This is a genomic window from Kitasatospora sp. NPDC050543 (assembly GCF_044457565.1).
GTDB lineage: Bacteria > Actinomycetota > Actinomycetes > Streptomycetales > Streptomycetaceae > Kitasatospora.
Genome location: NZ_JBITGZ010000004.1, coordinates 326,466 through 343,408, shown reverse-complemented (window position 1 = coordinate 343,408; position 16,943 = coordinate 326,466). Strand labels below are relative to the sequence as shown.

The window sequence follows — 16,943 nt, the reverse complement described above, 5'->3', positions numbered from 1 at the left end:
GGCGGGCGCCCGCCGGAGGTGGATCCACCGGTCGGCGGGCCGCCCGCACCCGGCCCCACCGAGTGCTTCGGGCGGCAGTCCGCCCGCGCCGTGCCGCCTGACGGTCCGCCGGGCGAGCAGCGGCTGACACGACCGCAGGGACCACCGGCCGCCCCCAGGGTCCCGTCGGTCCCTGGGCCCGCCCTGGTCCCGGCCGAGAAGGTGATGGGGGCGAAGGAGCGGCGGCAGCCCTGCCGGCCGGCCCGCATCCCGAAAGAGGAGAACCGACATGTCGCACACGCCCCGCCCCGCCGTCCGACCGTGGCGCCGGCACCTGCGCCGGGCTCTCGGCGCCGAGCGGAACCAGCTGAGCCGCCCTCTGGACCGGGCCCGCAGCCGGGCGCTGCTGCTCGCGGCGTTGGGCCTCGCACTGGCCGCCGCACTGGCCACCACCGCTGCCCTCGCCGAGCTGACCTCCGCGCAGCGGCAGACCGCGGTGACGTCGGCTCACCTGCACCATCTCGACGCGGTCGTACTCACCCCGGCCCGGCGGACGCCTCCCTCCACCGCCCCGGGCAGGGTCGGCCATCAGGCGAAGGCGTCCTGGACCTACCCGGCCGGCCGGCTCAACACCGGTACGATCGGCGTCGCCCGGCACACCGCACCGGGGACCACGGTGGGCATCTGGGTCACCGACACCGGCCGGCTCTCCGCCGCCCCGGCAAGCTCCACCGACCTCGCCGCGGGCGCCGCCTACGTCGGCCTGCTCACCCTCGGCTTCCTGTCGGTCCTCATCGCCTCGGCCCTCGGCCTGCGGCTGAACCGGCTGGCTCGCAGGGCCGCCCGGGGCTGGCAGGACTCCTGGACCCGGCTAGAGCCGGCCTGGACCGGCCGCTCCTTCCGCAGCCCCGGCACCACCGGTGACACACAGCTCAGCTGATCCGGCCGCAGCAGACGCCCAGCGTGGCCGCGCGCACTGCCTCGGCGCCGACCCGACCGGGTACCCCGTTCCTGTGACCCACCCCGGATTCTACGTACACTGACGGGCATGGCATGCCGCATCAGTGAGCTGGTCATCGACGCCGCCGACCCCGACCGGCTCGCCGCATTCTGGAGCAAGGTCCTCGGCTACGTCGAACTCGGCCGGGAGGACGACGGAAGCATCGAGATCGGGCCGCCCGACGCTGGCTTCGGCGGCCCGCAGCCCACCCTCGTCATCAGCCCCAGCAGCGCCCCGCGGACCGGGAAGCTCCGACTGCACATCGACGTCAACGCCACCGACCGCGACCAGGACGCCGAGCTGGAGCGGCTGCTCGCTCTCGGCGCCAGGCCCGTGGACATCGGCCAGACTGGCACGGAGAGCTGGCACGTCCTGGCCGACCCGGAAGGCAACGAGTTCTGCCTCCTGCGCACCCGGCTCCAGCCCCTTTGACCAGGTGCGTCCTGGCAGCGCGGAACCGGCACCCGCCGGCACGCTGCCTGGGCGCCGATCAAGTCCGGTGTGTCGGCGGAGTCCTCACCCGGCTGCCGGGGAACCCCGTTCGTTCTGCCCCTCACGCTGACCGTCCGGTCGTCACCCGATCGGCGTCGGCCCCCGAGGAGGCTCAGTGCCCGATGGCAGCCTTCGCCGCCACCAGGACCAACCCCAGGAACAGGTTGACCACGCCCTCGACGGCCGCCTGGGAGCGGGACGCACCGGCATGCAGCGCCCCGAGGAAGGCCCAGGCCACCAGCTGTGCCACCGCGACCGCCAACGCCAGCCAGGCGGCGCCGCTCAGCCCCAGCCCCAGAAGGGGGCTGACTGCCACGGCGGCGGCCGGCAGCACGGCTGCCTCGACGATGGGCCACTCGTGCCTCCCGACCGCTCGTACCTCGGCCCCGCTGATGCCCTGGCCGGTCAGGCGCTCCCCGGCAAGGCGCGCATAGACGTGGGCCGCCCAGAAGACCAGGCCGGTCACGAGGAGCAGCGCCACGAGCTGGAACCGTGGGAAGTCGCCGGCCGCACCGGCCGTGGCAATCACGGAGGCGGCGAGGAGCGAGCCGTAGAGGGCCCCCGCATAGTCCGTCCGCGACGCCGGACGACCGGCCCGGTCACGTCGCCGCGGCCACGGCAGAAGGCGGTTCACCGGCTCACCGTACCGACACCGGGCCCGCCCCGGCCGCACCCCACGCGGATGTGTCGGCCCGGGGCGGGAGCGTGTTTGCGTTGCATCGGGCGGGCGGCCCCCACCACGGTCCGTTCGGGCCACGGTGCCGGGACCTTCAGCCCGGCGGCTCCCGCTGGGCGGCGGCGGGACCCGGTGGCCGCGGTGCCCGTCGGCTGACGGTACGTCGGCCGGGCACACGGTCAGTCGATCACCAGGGTGAACCAGACGGTCTTCCCGGTGACGGTCGGGCGGGCGCCCCAGCCTCGGGCGAGCCCCTCCACCAGGGACAGGCCCCGGCCGTCCTCGCTGGCGTGGTCGGCGAGCCGGGGCACCGGCAGCGAGGGGCTGGTGTCCGAGACCTCCACCGTCAGCTCCCTGGCCGTGCGGTGCAGGCGCAGCCCGATCGGCCCCCGGGCGTGCCGGACCGCGTTGGCGACCAGCTCGGAGCTGAGCAGGCAGGCGGTGTCCTCGGCCGCGGAGCAGTCCCACTCGCGGAGGGCGGCCCGCAGGAAGCGGCGGCCGGCCGCCGCCGAGGAGGAGAGCGCGGGCAGTTCGACGGCGGCGGTCGCCAGCGGCGGGGCGGGAAGGTGGGCGAGCAGCAGCGTCACGTCGTCCGGGTAGCGGTCCGTCCGGGGCAGCATCGCCCGGAGCACCCGGTCGGCGACCACCTCCAGGTCGGGTGTCTGGATGAAGGATCGCTCCAGCTCATCGGCCAGTGCGTCCAGTTGGGCACCGAGATCACTCTCGGGGGTCTCCACCAGACCGTCCGTGTACAGGACCAGGGTGGAGCCGGGCGGGACGGCGAGCGTCGCCTGCTGGTGTGGGATGTCACCCACCCCCAGCGGAACGCTGACCGGCGCGCGGAGTTCGCGTACCGTGTTGTCCGGCGAGACCAGCAGGGCCGGCAGGTGGCCGGCGGAGCAGATCGCCACCTCGCCGGCGTCCGGGTCGATCACCAGGTAGCAGCAGGTGACCAGCTGGTCCGGCAGGTCGGCGACCACGGCGTCCAGTGCCTGCATCAGCTGCCGCGGCGGCATGCCCGTCTTGGCCAGTGCGTGCGCGGAGGAGCGCAGCTGTCCCATCACCGCGGCGGCCTCCAGCCCCCGGCCCATGACGTCGCCGACGATGACGCCGATGCGGCCCGCGCCGAGCGGCACCAGGTCGAACCAGTCGCCGCCGACGCCCGCCCCCTCGGTCGAGGCCAGATACCGGCTCGCGGTCCGCATCCCGGGGATGTCGGGTGGCGAGCCCATCAGGCTGCGTTGCAGGGTGAGCGCGATGTGCCGCTGCTGCTCGTAGAGCCGGGTCAGCTCCAGCTCGGCCCGCTTGCGGTCGGCGACGTCGCGGACGATCGCGGACGCGCCGCGGATCGCCCCGTACTGGTCCCGGGTCGGCCAGAGGGTGACGTCGACGTCGAGCAGCCGGCCGGAGGACGCCACCCGGAGCGACTCGTGGTTCTCCACCCGCTCGCCGCGCGCGAGCCGCTCCAGCAGGGCGGTCACCTCGTCCTTGCGTTCCGGCGGGGCGAGCGTCGCGATGTGGCGGCCGATCGCGTTCTCGGGGCTGTAGCCGTAGAGGCGGTGGGCGGCCGCGTTCCAGTAGGTGATCCTGCCGTCCAGGGTGTGGGTGATGATCGCGTCCTGCGAGGACTCCACCAGCGCCGCGAGCTCGCTGATCCTGGCCTCCGCTGCCTTGCGGTCGCTGACGTCCCGGATGGCGGCCGAGACCAGCAGGCCCTCGGCGGTCTCCAGCGGGCTGAGACTGATCTCGACGGGGAACTCGGTGCCGTCCCGGCGCAGCCCGTACAGGTCGAGCCCGGAGCCCATCGGCCGGGTGCGCCGGGTGACGGTGTAGCCGCCGCGGTGCTGCGGGTGGTGGGCGCGGAAGCGTTGGGGCAGCAGGGTCTCCACGGGTCTGCCGAGCAGTTCGTCCCGGCGGTATCCGAACAGCGCCTCGGTCTGTGCGTTGACCAGCCTGATGACCCCGCGGTCGTCCACGATCACCATCGCGTCCGGCGCGGACTCCAGAAGCCCCCGGAAACGCTCCTCGGCGGCCCGCAGCTCGTCCATGTCCCGGTCGGAGGCGCTCTGGCGCGGGATCGCCGCAGTACCGGCGGCACCTCGGTGCAAGGAGTCTTCGACCTGGTGACTGCGAGGGGTGACCATGGAAGAGGACGCTAGTGAGAGCGCGGGGACTGGTGGACCAATGTGCGGAAACCGTTGCGGAATAGGCCGATTCAGCCTGTTCCTGTCGTTTCTCGACCGCGTCGGCATCACACCGCACAGAGGCCGTGGCCGGCGAACACCGACCGGGCGGCGTGCAGCTGCTCCGGGGTGGGTGACGGGGTCCCCGCGAGTGGGAACCGCCTCCCCATGGCCTGGTACTTCGCGGCCCCCAGCGTGTGGAAGGGCAGGACGTCCACCCGCGCGACGTTGCCGAGCGAGGCGGCGAACCGCGCGACGCCCTCGACGTTCGCGGGCTCGTCGGTCAGTCCGGGGACGAGCACGAACCGGAGCCAGACCTCCTTGCCGAGGTCGGCCAGCCGGCGGGCGAAGTCCAGGGTGGGCTCCAGGCGTTGTCCCGTGAGCCGCAGGTAGAGGTCACGGTCCCACGACTTGATGTCGAGCAGGACGAGGTCGACGTCGGCGAGCAGGGCGCCGTCCACCCGCGCGCCGAGGAACCCGGAGGTGTCCAGCGCGGTGTGCAGGCCGAGCTCGTGCCTGAAGCGGTGGAACAGCTCTCCCGTGAAGGCCGGCTGGAGCAGCGGCTCGCCGCCGGTGACGGTCGCTCCGCCGCCGGCGGCACGGATGAAGGCCGCGGACTTCGAGGCTTCGGCGACCACGGCGTCGGCGGTCGTACGGGTGCCGTTGGACATCCGGCGGGTATCCGGGTTGTGGCAGTAGAGGCAGTCCAACGGGCAGCCGGCCAGGAACACGACGAACCGGGTGCCGGGGCCGTCCACGCCGGTGGACACGTCCCAGGAGTGCACCGAGCCGGTGACGGTCCCGGGCGGCCCGAGCGGGATGGCGGTGCCGAGCGTGACGGCCATGGGGAGTCCTCCTGGGGCCGGCTACAGCGAGCCGTGGAAGGTGCGGTTGACGACGTCCAGCTGCTGCTCGCGGGTCAGCCGGACGAAGTTGACGGCGTAGCCACTGACCCGGATGGTCAGCTGCGGGTAGTTCTCCGGGTGCTCCATGGCATCGAGCAGGGTGGCTCGGTCGAGGACGTTGACGTTCATGTGGAAGCCGCCCACGGCCGTGAAGCCGTCCAGCACCCCGGCGAGGTTGGCGGTCCGCTCCCGCCGTGTGCGGCCGAGTGCCTCGGGTGTCACGGTGTTGGTCAGCGAGATGCCGTCCTGGGCGTGCTCGTACGGCAGCTTGGCGACCGACAGCGCGCTGGTCACATAGCCGTGCCGGTCCCGGCCGTTCATCGGGTTGGCGCCCGGCGAGAAGGGTTCACCGGCCCGCCGGCCGTCGGGGGTGTTGCCGGTCCTCTTCCCGTAGACGACGTTGGAGGTGATGGTCAGGACGGACTGGGTGTGCTCGGCGCCGCGGTAGGTGGGGTGCTTGCGCACCTTCGCCATGAACTGTTCGACCAGCCGCACCGCGAGGGAATCGGCGCGGTCGTCGTTGTTGCCGTAGGCGGGGTGGTCCCCTTCGACCAGGTAGTCGGTGACCAGGCCCGTCGCGTCGCGCACCGGGGTGACCTTCGCGTAGCGGATCGCGGCGAGCGAGTCGGCCGCGACGGCGAGTCCGGCGATGCCGCAGGCCATGGTGCGGCGGACGTCGCGGTCGTGCAGGGCCATCTCAAGGCGCTCGTACGCGTACTTGTCGTGCATGTAGTGGATGACGTTCAGCGCGTGGACGTAGGTCTCGGCCAGCCACTCCAGCTGCCGGTCGAACCGCTCCAGCACCTCCTCGTAGTCGAGGACCTCCGAGGTGATCACGCCGGTCTCCGGGCCGACCTGGGCGCCGGAGACCTCGTCGCGGCCGCCGTTGATCGCGTAGAGCAGCGTCTTGGCGAGGTTGACCCGGGCGCCGAAGAACTGCATCTGCCGGCCGACGGCCATCGCGGACACGCAGCAGGCGATGGCGGTGTCGTCTCCGAACCGCGGGCGCATCAGCTCGTCCGACTCGTACTGGATGCTGGAGGTGTCGATCGACGCCTGGGCGCAGAACTCCTTGAAGCCGCGCGGGAGCTCCGGCGACCAGAGGACCGTCATGTTGGGCTCGGGCGCCGGGCCCAGGTTGTAGAGGGTCCGCAGGTAGCGGAACGAGGTGCGGGTGACCAGCGGACGGCCGTCCTCGCCGATACCGCCGATCGACTCGGTGACCCAGGTCGGGTCGCCGGAGAACAGCTGGTCGTACTCGGGCGTCCGCAGGAAGCGGACGATCCGCAGCTTGACGACGAAGTCGTCGATCAGCTCCTGGGCTCCGCTCTCGGTCAGCCGGCCTCCGGTGATGTCCCGCTGGAGGTAGACGTCGAGGAAGGTGGAGGTACGGCCGAGCGACATGGCCGCACCGTTCTGTTCCTTGACCGCCGCCAGGTAGGCGAAGTACAGCCACTGGACGGCCTCCCGGCCGGTCCTCGCGGGGCCCGAGATGTCGTATCCGTACGCGGAGGCCATCTCCTTGAGCTCGTACAGGGCGCGGATCTGCTCGGCGAGTTCCTCGCGCAGCCGGATGACCTCCTCCAGACGGGCGGGGTCGCCTGGCAGCGCGTGCAGTTCGGCCTTCTCCTGCCGCTTGGCCGCGATCAGGCGGTCGACGCCGTAGAGGGCGACCCGGCGGTAGTCGCCGATGATCCGCCCGCGGCCGTAGGCGTCGGGCAGGCCGGTGATGATGCCTGCCCTGCGAGCGGCGAGGATCTCGGACGTGTAGGCGTCGAAGACTCCGGCGTTGTGGGTCTTGCGGTACTCGGTGAAGGTCCTCGCCAGCTCGGCGGAGACCGGGTAGCCGTAGGTCTCCAGGGCTCCGGCCACCATCCGCCAGCCGCCGTTGGGCATGATGGCGCGCTTCAACGGGGCGTCGGTCTGCAGGCCGACGATCAGCTCCCGATCCCGGTCGATCCAGCCGGGGGCGTGCGCGGTGATGGTGGAGGGGATGTCGTGGGCGACGTCGTACACGCCCTTGGCCCGTTCCTCGGGGAAGCGGTCGGTGATCTTCTTCCAGACCGCCGAAGTCCGCTCGGTGGGGCCGGTCAGGAAGCCGCCGTCGCCCTCGTACGGGGTGTAGTTGTGCTGGATGAAGTCGCGGACGTCGATCGCGTCGCGCCACAGGCCGCCCTTGAATCCGGCCCAGGCACTGTGGCCGGTCGTCTCCGCCTGCTCGGTGGTCATGGTCGCCGTTCCCCTCTCGATGCCCCTCGGCACCGCGGTGGTTTCGGCCGGCGGTTCCCGCACGGCCTGGGAAGGTCCCGGGTGCGGGACCGTCGGTTCTCAGCTCCGGTGGCCGTAGTAGGCCTGGCGCATCAGCTGCCGCATGTCGTCGAGCATCGGCATTCGGGGGTTGGCCGGGGCGCACTGGTCCTCGTAGGCGTTCATCGCCTGCTGCGGCAGGGCCGCCAGGAAGGAGGCCTCGTCGACCCCGGCCTCCTTGAACGAGCGGGGGATGCCCACCCGGTCGCGCAGCTCCTCGACGGCGGACGCCAGCGACTCGACGCCCTGCTCGGGGGTGTCGGCGGCCAGCCCGAGCATCCTGGCGACGTCCTGGTAGCGCTCGGGGGCGACGTAGCTCCGGTACTTGGGCCAGCCCGTGACCTTGGCCGGCGCCCCGCCGTTGTAGCGGATCACGTGCGGCAGGAGCAGGGCGTTGGTGCGGCCGTGGGCGATGTGGAAGGTGCCGCCCAGGGTGTGCGCCATGGCGTGGACGACGCCGAGGAAGGCGGAACCGAAGGCCATGCCGGCGATGGTGCCGGCGTTGTGCATCCTCTCGCGGGCGACGGGGTCGTCCGGCCCGTCGGCCACGGCCCGCTCCAGGTTCTCGAAGATCAGCCGGATGCCCTGGAGGGCCAGACCGTCGGTGAAGTCGTTGGCATAGACCGAGACATAGGTCTCGATGCAGTGGGTCAGCGCGTCGAATCCGGTGTCGGCGGTGACGGCGCGCGGCAGGTGGGTGGTGAGCGCCGGGTCGCAGATCGCCACGCTCGGGGTCAGCGCGTAGTCGGCGAGCGGGTACTTCTGGCCGGTGGTGGTGTCGGTGATCACCGCGAACGGGGTGACCTCACTGCCGGTGCCCGAGGTGGTCGGGATGCAGACCAGCCTGGCCTTCTCGCCGAGGTCGGGGAAGGTGAAGGCGCGCTTGCGGATGTCGAAGAACTTCTCCTTCAGGTCGGCGAAGTCCACCTCCGGGTGCTCGTACATCAGCCACATCACCTTGGCCGCGTCCATCGGCGAGCCGCCGCCGAGCGCGATGATGGTGTCCGGCCGGAAGGCGCGCATCAGCTCGGCGCCCCTGCGCACGGTGTCGATGCTCGGGTCGGGTTCGACGAAGTCGGCCACCCGCACCTCGACCGGCTCCCGGCGCCGGTCCAGGATGCCGCGGATCCGCTCAAGGTGGCCGATCTCGACCATGGTCCGGTCGGTGACGACGACGATCCGGTGGGCGTTCGGCATACTGGCCAGGTACTTGACGGAGTTGCGCTCGAAGTAGATCTTCGGCGGGACCTTGAACCACTGCATGTTGGTGTTGCGCCGCCCGATCCGCTTGATGTTGACGAGGTTCAGCGCCGAGATGTTGCCGGCCACCGAGTTGTGGCCGTACGAGCCGCAGCCCAGCGTGAGCGAGGGCGTGAAGGCGTTGTAGACGTCCCCGATGCCCCCCTGGGAGCTGGGCGCGTTCCAGATGATCCGGCAGGCCTTCACCGCGTGCCCGAACTCCTCGGCGAACGCCTCGTCCTCCGTGTGCACGGCGGCCGAGTGCCCCAGTCCGTCGAACGCCACCATGGCGGCGGCGAGTTCGACACCGGCCCGGCGGGAGTCGGCGGTCAGCACGGCCAGTACCGGACAGAGCTTCTCCCTGGTCAGCGGCTCCGCCGGCCCCACTCCCGCCGCCTCCACCAGGATCACCGAGGTGCCGGCCGGCACCTCGAAGCCGGCCGCCTCGGCGATCTGCGCGGCGGACCGGCCCACCACCGCCGCGTTCAGCCGCCCCCCGGCGCACGCGGTGCCGTCACCCGTTCCGAAGAGATGCCGCTCCAGCAGCGCCTTCTCCTCATCCGTGGCCAGGTGGGCCTTCAGCCTGCGGAACTCGGCGATCGCCGCGTCACGGATCTCCGCATCGAGGATGACGGCCTGCTCGGAGGCGCAGATCATGCCGTTGTCGAAGGACTTGGAGAGCACGATGTCGTTGACCGCCCGCTTGAGGTCGGCACTCCTCTCGATGTACGCGGGCACATTGCCGGCGCCGACGCCGAGGGCGGGCTTGCCGCACGAGTAGGCGGCCTTGACCATCGCGTTGCCGCCGGTGGCGAGGATGGTGGCGACATCCGGATGGTTCATCAGGGCTTCGGTGGCCGCCATCGACGGCTGCTCGACCCACTGGATGCAGTGCGCGGGTGCGCCGGCCGCCACCGCGGCGTCCCGCACCGTCCGGGCCGCCTCGGCGGAGCAGCGCTGCGCGGAGGGGTGGAAGGCGAAGACGATCGGGTTGCGGGTCTTCAGCGCGAGCAGGCACTTGAAGATCGTGGTGGAGGTCGGGTTCGTCACCGGTGTGATGCCTGCGACCACGCCGACCGGCTCGGCGATCTCCACGATCCCGTCGATCTCGTCCCGGTGCACCACCCCGACCGTCTTCGTCCGGGCCATCACGTGGGTGACGTTCTCACAGGCGAAGACGTTCTTGACGGCCTTGTCCTCGAACACCCCGCGTCCCGTCTCCTCGACCGCCAGCACGGCCAGTCCGGTGTGCCGGGCCAGCGCGGCCAGGGACGCCTTCCGGACGATGCGGTCGACCTGCTCCTGGGTGAACGAGGCGTACTCCCCGAGGGAGGTCATCGCGTCGCGGACCAGCCGGTCCACGGCGGCGGGCGCGGCAGCCACGGCCGGGTCGGCGGTGGCCCGGCTGGTGGGTGCGGTGAGGGGAGTCCTCGCGGGTCCGGCGTTGCTCGCGGGTCCGGCGTTGCTCGCGGTCTGCGGGCGGCGGGGCATGGTGGACCACCTTTCAGGTCGTCGTCCGGGGTCGGGCGCGTCCGGTCGTCGTTGGCGCCCCTGCACACAGCCTTCCTCCGCGGAGGCGTTCGGGGGCCCTGCCGGTCGGGGCAGGGCTTCGGGCCGAAGGTCCCGCGTTCGCAGGGTGGTTGGTCCCGTCCGGCGGTGCGGCGGTGCGGCGGGCGGTGACCGTCACCGGACCGGCGATATCCCCGTCACAGCCACCGCCGGTCGCTCTCAGTCGTGCGGTACCACCGCGACCGGGCCGTGCGCGTGGTGGAGCACGGCATGGGCCACCGCCCCCAGGCGGGGCGTGGCCATGGGGTGCCCGGGTGCCCGCCGTCCCAGCACGACCAGGGACGCGCCGCGCGAAGCCTCCAGCAACGCGTCGGCCGCGCCACGGCCCACCACCTCCGCCTGGGTACGGACCTCGGGGAACTTCTCCCGCCAGCGGCCCAGCGCGTCCTGGAGGTGCACGAGCCGAGCGGTCGCCAGCGACTCCCTGATGGACCGCTGGTCCAGCGGAGCCTGTGTTGCGTACGGGCCGGCGGGAGACGTCCGGGCTTCCACCGCCCGCAGAACCGCGCCGCGCCGGACCGCCTGGTCGAAGGCGAAGGCCAGCACCGCGTCGCAGGGCCGGTCACCCCGCACGCCCACCACGACCTCGCCCCGGCTTCCGGCCGTGCCGTCGGCGTCGTCGCGGACCAGGACGACGGGGCAGCCGGCGTGGGCCGCCGTACGAAGCCCGACGGAGCCGACGAGCAGACCGGTGAAGCCGCCCAGTCCTCGGGAGCCGAGGACGAGCAGGCCGCCCCGCTCCCCCGCTGCGGCCAGCGCGTACGCGGGGCTTCCGGGGATCCGCTCGCAGGCGATCTCCAGTTCCGGCAGCACGGCCGCGATCCGGTCGCGGATCGCGGTCACGGACCGCGGCAGCCGGTCGACCGGTTGCCCCGTCCGTGCGAGTGCGCCGCCTTCCTCGTCCACGACGTGCACCATCCGCAGGGCCCGGCCGCTTCGACGGGCCTCCTCCGCGGCCCAGCGGGCGGCTGCCGCGCTCTGCGCCGATCCGTCGATTCCCACCACTACGGAGTGGTTCATGGCTGACCTCCATCGTCCTGTGCGACCGCGGCGCGGGTTCGCGCGGCCGCCGTCCCTCCTCGCCACTCTCCGGCCGTGGCCGCGGCCCGGGCCAGGGGCCGTTCAGCCTCGCCGCCGCCCCGATGGTCCCCGGCGTTCCGGTTCACGCGCCCAGTACCAGGGCGGGCGGCGCAGTCCGGGACCTGCGGCCCTGGTCCGGAGGCCACCCGGCCCTTACCCACCCCTCCCGGGCCGGCGGAGGCTGGCGGGGCATGCCGATCGGCTTCACCCATCACATCCCGGAGAACAATTCCCATGACCAAGTACCTGCTTGCCGGTATCGACGGCTCCCCGCAGAGCACCGCAGCCGCCCGATGGGCGGCCGGCGAAGCCGTCCGCCGGGGACTCGGCCTGCGGCTGGTCCACGCGCAGACCTGGCTCGACGACATCCACGCGGGCCCGGCCCAGCCGACGGATGTGCGCGCCCTCACCCTACGCATGCTCTCGGACGCGCAGCAGGACGTCCGACGCTCCCACCCCGGCCTGGAGGTCCTGGCCGAGGTGATCGGCACCGGCGACCCGGCCGGCGACCCGGCCGACGAATTGGCCGGAGCCGCCAGCGCGGCCGAGTTGCTGGTTCTCGGTTCGCGAGGCTACGGGGGATTCACAGGGCTGCTGATCGGCTCGGTCGGCCTCGCGGTCGCCGCCCGCTGCGAGGTGCCAACGGTGCTCGTCCGTGACACCGGGAACGAACGCCCGGGCGGCCCCGCCGGAGGGGAGATCGTCCTCGGCGTCGACACCCGCTCCCCCTCCGACGACGTCATCGACTTCGCCTTTCAGCAGGCCTCCCGACACGGAGCGGTGCTGCGCGCCGTCCACGGCTGGGCGCCGCCGCCGGTCTGGGGGTATGCCGGCTGGGTACCCCCGCAGGCCGAGGCGGACCAGTTCCGCGCGATCGAGGCCGAGCTGCTCGCGGACGCGTTGACCGGCTGGCGCGAGAAGTACCCGGAGGTGGTCCTGATCGAGGACTGCCGCGTCGGCACCGGCTCGTCGGCCCTGGTGGATCTGTCCGCAGACGCTGCCCTCGTGGTGGTCGGACGGCGCCGGCGCCCGCACCGAGCGGGGATGCGGATCGGACCGGTCGCCCACGCCGTACTCCACCACGCGAAGGCACCGGTCGCCGTGGTCCCGCACGACTGACGGAGGCCGGAGTGCCGGTCGTGCGCCGCAGCGGGTATGGACGCGTGTGACGTCGGTGAGGATCAACAGGGCACCGGCGTCGGGCTGTTCGGCCGGCAGGCGGCGCACCTACTCGCCCCCACGCCACACCGTCGGACCACCGCACCGCCCGACCACCGCGGCACCTCCCCCGTCCGCGAATAGGGCCGTCCGGCCCTACCGGCCGCCGCCGCTCATCCGTCAGACTCCCCACAGGTTTCATCCGACCCGCCGACCCGGCGGGTCCACGAGTACGGAGACGTGATGGCGGACAGCGCGGCAGCCCGGGTGAGCACCCCCGTGAAGGTGTTCCTCCTCGACGACCACGAGGTCGTCCGCCGCGGCGTGCACGACCTGCTGGACGCCGAGCCCGACCTCACCGTGGTCGGCGAGGCCGCCACCGTCGAACAGGCCATCGCCCGCGTCCCCGCGCTGCGCCCGGACGTCGCCGTGCTGGACATGCGACTGCCCGACGGCGACGGCGTGACGGTCTGCCGGGAACTGCGCTCGCGGATGCCCGGCCTCGCCTGCCTGATGCTGACCTCCTTCGACGACGAGGAGGCACTGCTGGACTCCATCATGGCGGGTGCCGCCGGGTACGTCCTCAAGCAGATCAGCGGCACCGACCTGGTCTCCGCCGTCCGCACCGTCGCCTCCGGGCAGTCCATGCTCGACCCCGGCGCCACCACCCGGCTGATGGCGCGGCTGCGCGGCGACGCCGACCCGCAGGCCCCGGCGTTCCCGGAACTCACCGACCGGGAACGCGAGATCCTCGCGCTGATCGGCGAGGGTCTGACCAACCGCCAGATCGGGGAGCGGCTCTACCTCGCGGAGAAGACCGTCAAGAACCACATCTCCCGTCTGCTCGCCAAACTCGGGGTCGAGCGGCGCGTCCAGGCGGCCGTCATCGCCACCCAGGCCCTCGGCGCCGGCCACCGCGCGGGCGGCCGCCTCCACCCGTGAACCCGCCCGGGGCCCGCGCACACGGCGGACCCGCTCCGGGACCACCCGACGGGCTCCCAGGACCATCGGCCCCTCGCCCGGGAACCCGTCCTAGTCGAACATCAATGACATGAAGCCCGATCAGATCCCGCCGACCGATCACACTCCGCTCGACGAGAAGCAATGCCTGCACCTGCTGGCCAGAGCATCGGTCGGCCGCGTCGTCTACACGGTCGGCGCCCTGCCGGCCGTCCTGCCCACCCGCTACCGTCTCGGCGACGACGGCAGCGTGCTGCTGCGCGCCGCCGCAGGATCCGAGCTGGTCCGCGCCGTGTCCGGCGCCGTGGTGGCGTTCGAGGCGGGCGAGGTCAGCGCCGCGGACGGCAGCGGCTGGAGCGTCACCGTCCTCGGCCTGGCCGACGTCACCGAGGAGCCGCTCCGCCACCCCGCCCCGTCCCGGCACCCCGGCCAGGTGTCCATCCGGATCCGGCCGGAGCTGGTGACCGGACGCCTCCTCCCGGCCGCGCAGACCTGCCGGACATGATGCCCTGAGCCCTTCGCCGCCGGCCGGTGACGGGCTCAGCCGCCCAGCGGAGCCGACCACACCAGCCGCGCACCACCTCCCGGCGGGACGGCGAGCTCCAGAGCGCCGCCCAGGCCCTCGGCGCGCTCCGCCAGGTTGCGCAGACCGCTGCGCCTGCCCTGCTTCGGGATGCCCACGCCGTCGTCCTGGACCGTCAGCACGACCTGCGTCCCCGTCGCCTGCAACACCACCTCGACCCGCCCGGCCCTGGCATGCCGTACGGCATTGCTCAGGGCCTCGCCCAGGACCGCCACCACGTGGTCCGCCACCGCCGTGGACACGTCGGTGTCCAGCAGGCCCTCCATGCTCAGCCGAGGCGCGAAGCCCAGCGCCGCCTGCGCCTCCTCGACCACCTTGACCACCCGGGCCCGCAGCCCCTGCCCCACCGTCTCCTCCCGCGCCCGCAGCCCGAAGATCGTCGACCGAATGATCTTGATAGTCTCGTCCAGATCCCCCACCGCACGCAACACCCGGTCCGACGCCCCGGGGTGCTCGATGAACCGGGCCGCGCTCTGCAGGGTCATCCCGGTGGCGAACAGCCGCTGGATGGCCAGGTCGTGCAGATCCCGGGCGATCCGGTCGCGATCCTCCAGCATCGCCAGCTGCTCGGCGTCCCGGCGCCGGCCCGCCAGCTCCAACCCCAGCGCGGCCTGGTCCGCGAAGCCCAGCAGCGGACCGATCTCCCGCTCGGTGAACACCGCCTCCCCCGACCGGCGGGCCAGCAGCAGCACCGCGTCCATGTGCCCCGCGTTCCGCCCCAGCGGCACCGCCACCGCCGGACCCAGCCGCTCGGCCCGCCGCGGATCGTCCGTCAGGCGCGGATCAGTGGCGAGATCAACGGTGGTGACGGGGGCTCCCTCCGTGCAGGCCGCCCCCGACAGCGTTCCCTCCCCCGAGACCACCAGGCCCGTCCTCCTGCCCGAGTCCCCGCCGAGCGCAAGCTCCACCCGCAGCGTCTCGCCGTCGCCCTCCGGCACGACGACATCCGCCAGCTCCGCGCCGGTGATCTCCCGCGCCCGCTGCGCGATCAGCTCCACCACCTGGGACCGCGAACTGCCCGACAGCAGACTGCGGGTGATCTCCGCACTCGCGCTCAGCCAGCGCTGCTGGCGCTGCGCCTCCTCGTACAGCCGTGCGTTGTCGATCGCCACCCCCGCCGCCACCGCCAGCGTCGCGATCACCGACTCGTCGTCGGCGTCGAACTCCTCACCACCGCGCTTGTCGGTCAGGTAGAGGTTGCCGAACACCTTCTCCCGTACCCGGACCGGCACCCCGAGGAAGGTCCTCATCGGCGGATGGTTGGCAGGGAATCCGTAGGAAGCCTGGTGCTGCGACAGATCACCCAGCCGCAAGGCCTCCGGGTGACTGATCAGCTCACCCAGCAGCCCCTTGCCGGTCGGATAGGACCCGATCGCGGCCACCTCCTCGTCCGACATGCCCACCGTCAGGAACTGCGACAGCCTCTCCCCGTCCGGACTGATGATCCCCAGCGCCGCGTAGCGGGCGTCCACCAGGATCGCGGCGGCCTCCACGATCCGCCGCAGCGCCTGGGTCAGGTCCAGCTCCCGCCCGACCGACAGCACCGCCTCCAGGAGGCTGTGCACCCGGTCCCTCGTCCCGCGGGCCGCATCGATCCGCGCCTGAAGCTCCTCCAGCAGTTCATCCAGCCGCAGCTGCGGGATCCGCGACCGCACCTCGTCCCCGCCCATGCGAGCCTCCTCGTCGTTGCCGGCCGGGCGATTCTCTCAGATGGGCACGGAGGGCGAACCGCTCACTGTGCGATGTGCTGGTCCTGGAAGGGACGCTCACCACCGAGCTGGCGAACGGCGAGGCCGTCACGATCAAGGCGGGCAGCAGCTACCGGGTCGGGAACGACATGGAGCCGCACCGTTCGAGCACACGGGAGGGTGCCCGGCTCTTCGTCGTCGACTGATGGTGATACAGCAGGCCGCCGGAGGGGGCGCGCAGGAGTGCCCCGTGCGAACGCTGCCGGGGGATGGCCCCCGAGCGTGACCGGACGGCCGCAGGCGTGGTCCGGAGCGGAGCGTCCTCGGGGGCGCCCGAGGCCGAGCCCCGGCGAGGTGGGCCCGGACGGCCGGCGCGACCCGGCTCGGAGAGGGGCATCGCCGAGATCGGTTCCGGCCTGCGCACTGCGCACCCGCCCAGCCGGGACGGGCGGGCCTGGCCGACGGCAGGCTCATGTCGGAGGCGGGGTCGCGGAGCCCGCTGGACTCTCCGGCGTATTCAGGCGTACGAGTCGGGCGAGCCGGTTTGCCGTAGCCCGCCGGAGGGCCGAGATTGAGGGGTGGTGCTGTATGCGGATCCTCCCACGCGGGAGGCTGTTCGCGCACCGACCGTCTTGGCGGCGTGGAGGTGGGTGTAGCGATGGGCAGGGTGGAGGAGTCGATCGACGTGGATGTGCCGGTCGGCGTCGTCTACGACCAGTGGACGAGCTTCGAGAACTTCCCGCAGTTCATGGAGGGCGTGGAGGAGGTCAGGCAGTTGGACGACCGCCATGCCCACTGGAGAACGAAGATCGCCGGGTTGTCCCGTGAGTTCGAGACCGAGATCGTCGAACGGGTCCCGGACGAGCGCGTGGCGTGGCGCACCAGCGGCGGGAGCGTGAAGCACACCGGCATGGTCTCCCTCCAGCCGATCGACGCGACCCGCACGCGCGTCAGGATGACCATGGACTTCCAGCCCACCGGTTTCGCGGAGAAGGCCGCTGACAAGATGGGTGTACTCGATCGCCAGGTGCGGGGCGACCTGCGCCGCTTCAAGCACTTCATCGAGGATCGCGGCGCCGCGCACGGCTCCTGACCCAACGGCCCTGACGACGCCTCGCCGGGGC

General features: G+C 72.5%; 14 protein-coding genes. 7 read left to right on the top strand and 7 right to left on the bottom strand.

Annotated features, from left to right (window positions below):
* The first annotated feature begins 268 nt into the window (after positions 1-268).
* A complete protein-coding gene (locus ACIBH3_RS07475; RefSeq protein WP_396310950.1) occupies positions 269-919 on the top strand; it encodes a hypothetical protein in 651 nt (216 codons plus the stop codon).
* 108 nt (positions 920-1,027) lie between these two features.
* Positions 1,028-1,411 (top strand): VOC family protein, encoded by a 384-nt coding sequence (locus ACIBH3_RS07470; RefSeq protein ID WP_396310949.1) that lies wholly within the window; start codon positions 1,028-1,030, stop codon positions 1,409-1,411.
* Between the two features lie 172 nt (positions 1,412-1,583).
* On the opposite strand, the gene ACIBH3_RS07465 is transcribed toward ACIBH3_RS07470, so the two are convergent.
* From ACIBH3_RS07465 to ACIBH3_RS07440, 6 genes are all read right to left on the bottom strand, one after another.
* Positions 1,584-2,105, bottom strand: a complete 522-nt coding sequence (locus ACIBH3_RS07465; protein WP_396310948.1) for a hypothetical protein — start codon at positions 2,103-2,105, stop codon at positions 1,584-1,586.
* 221 nt (positions 2,106-2,326) lie between these two features.
* On the bottom strand, positions 2,327-4,291 hold the full coding sequence (locus tag ACIBH3_RS07460) for a PAS domain S-box protein (protein ID WP_396310947.1): 1,965 nt from the start codon (positions 4,289-4,291) through the stop codon (positions 2,327-2,329).
* A 107-nt stretch (positions 4,292-4,398) separates the two neighbouring features.
* Positions 4,399-5,175: a pyruvate formate-lyase-activating protein gene (pflA, locus tag ACIBH3_RS07455; RefSeq protein WP_396310946.1), complete on the bottom strand. Its 777-nt coding sequence runs from the start codon at positions 5,173-5,175 to the stop codon at positions 4,399-4,401.
* A gap of 21 nt (positions 5,176-5,196) precedes the next feature.
* Positions 5,197-7,464 carry a formate C-acetyltransferase gene (pflB, locus tag ACIBH3_RS07450; protein WP_396310945.1) on the bottom strand — a complete coding sequence of 756 codons (2,268 nt, stop codon included), beginning with the start codon at positions 7,462-7,464 and terminating at the stop codon, positions 5,197-5,199.
* 99 nt (positions 7,465-7,563) lie between these two features.
* Positions 7,564-10,272 (bottom strand): bifunctional acetaldehyde-CoA/alcohol dehydrogenase, encoded by a 2,709-nt coding sequence (gene adhE, locus ACIBH3_RS07445; protein ID WP_396310944.1) that lies wholly within the window; start codon positions 10,270-10,272, stop codon positions 7,564-7,566.
* Positions 10,273-10,509: 237 nt separating this feature from the next.
* A complete protein-coding gene (locus ACIBH3_RS07440; protein WP_396310943.1) occupies positions 10,510-11,370 on the bottom strand; it encodes a universal stress protein in 861 nt (286 codons plus the stop codon).
* 294 nt (positions 11,371-11,664) lie between these two features.
* Here ACIBH3_RS07440 and ACIBH3_RS07435 point away from each other — a divergent pair, with 294 nt between their 5' ends.
* The 3 genes from ACIBH3_RS07435 to ACIBH3_RS07425 all read left to right on the top strand — a co-directional run bounded on the left by ACIBH3_RS07435 (position 11,665) and on the right by ACIBH3_RS07425 (position 14,053).
* Positions 11,665-12,549 (top strand): universal stress protein, encoded by an 885-nt coding sequence (locus ACIBH3_RS07435; protein ID WP_396310942.1) that lies wholly within the window; start codon positions 11,665-11,667, stop codon positions 12,547-12,549.
* A 282-nt stretch (positions 12,550-12,831) separates the two neighbouring features.
* Entirely contained in the window at positions 12,832-13,530 is a 699-nt protein-coding gene (locus ACIBH3_RS07430; RefSeq protein WP_396310941.1) for a response regulator, read from the top strand.
* A 109-nt stretch (positions 13,531-13,639) separates the two neighbouring features.
* Positions 13,640-14,053, top strand: coding sequence for a pyridoxamine 5'-phosphate oxidase family protein (locus ACIBH3_RS07425; RefSeq protein WP_396310940.1), 414 nt, complete (start codon positions 13,640-13,642; stop codon positions 14,051-14,053).
* A gap of 35 nt (positions 14,054-14,088) precedes the next feature.
* Here the strand turns inward: ACIBH3_RS07425 and ACIBH3_RS07420 are convergent, their stop codons facing one another.
* Positions 14,089-15,801: a GAF domain-containing protein gene (locus tag ACIBH3_RS07420; RefSeq protein WP_396310939.1), complete on the bottom strand. Its 1,713-nt coding sequence runs from the start codon at positions 15,799-15,801 to the stop codon at positions 14,089-14,091.
* A gap of 74 nt (positions 15,802-15,875) precedes the next feature.
* On the opposite strand from ACIBH3_RS07420, the gene ACIBH3_RS07415 reads away from it, so the two are divergent.
* Together ACIBH3_RS07415 and ACIBH3_RS07410 are read left to right on the top strand one after the other, a co-directional pair.
* The gene (locus ACIBH3_RS07415; protein WP_396310938.1) at positions 15,876-16,025 is read left to right on the top strand and encodes a hypothetical protein; all 150 of its coding nucleotides are present in this window, start codon (positions 15,876-15,878) and stop codon (positions 16,023-16,025) included.
* 452 nt (positions 16,026-16,477) lie between these two features.
* On the top strand, positions 16,478-16,912 hold the full coding sequence (locus ACIBH3_RS07410) for an SRPBCC family protein (RefSeq protein ID WP_396310937.1): 435 nt from the start codon (positions 16,478-16,480) through the stop codon (positions 16,910-16,912).
* Positions 16,913-16,943: the final 31 nt, after the last annotated feature.

Excerpts from the sequence above, each read along its gene's own strand:
- ACIBH3_RS07435 (WP_396310942.1), top strand. The coding sequence starts at position 11,665 with ATGACCAAGTACCTGCTTGCCGGTATCGACGGCTCCCCGCAGAGCACC.
- ACIBH3_RS07425 (WP_396310940.1), top strand. The coding sequence starts at position 13,640 with ATGAAGCCCGATCAGATCCCGCCGACCGATCACACTCCGCTCGACGAG.
- ACIBH3_RS07440 (WP_396310943.1), bottom strand. The coding sequence starts at position 11,370 with ATGAACCACTCCGTAGTGGTGGGAATCGACGGATCGGCGCAGAGCGCG.
- pflB (WP_396310945.1), bottom strand. The coding sequence starts at position 7,464 with ATGACCACCGAGCAGGCGGAGACGACCGGCCACAGTGCCTGGGCCGGA.
- ACIBH3_RS07420 (WP_396310939.1), bottom strand. The coding sequence starts at position 15,801 with ATGGGCGGGGACGAGGTGCGGTCGCGGATCCCGCAGCTGCGGCTGGAT.
- ACIBH3_RS07410 (WP_396310937.1), top strand. The coding sequence starts at position 16,478 with ATGGGCAGGGTGGAGGAGTCGATCGACGTGGATGTGCCGGTCGGCGTC.
- ACIBH3_RS07470 (WP_396310949.1), top strand. The coding sequence starts at position 1,028 with ATGGCATGCCGCATCAGTGAGCTGGTCATCGACGCCGCCGACCCCGAC.
- ACIBH3_RS07460 (WP_396310947.1), bottom strand. The coding sequence starts at position 4,291 with ATGGTCACCCCTCGCAGTCACCAGGTCGAAGACTCCTTGCACCGAGGT.
- adhE (WP_396310944.1), bottom strand. The coding sequence starts at position 10,272 with ATGCCCCGCCGCCCGCAGACCGCGAGCAACGCCGGACCCGCGAGCAAC.
- pflA (WP_396310946.1), bottom strand. The coding sequence starts at position 5,175 with ATGGCCGTCACGCTCGGCACCGCCATCCCGCTCGGGCCGCCCGGGACC.
- ACIBH3_RS07430 (WP_396310941.1), top strand. The coding sequence starts at position 12,832 with ATGGCGGACAGCGCGGCAGCCCGGGTGAGCACCCCCGTGAAGGTGTTC.
- ACIBH3_RS07475 (WP_396310950.1), top strand. The coding sequence starts at position 269 with ATGTCGCACACGCCCCGCCCCGCCGTCCGACCGTGGCGCCGGCACCTG.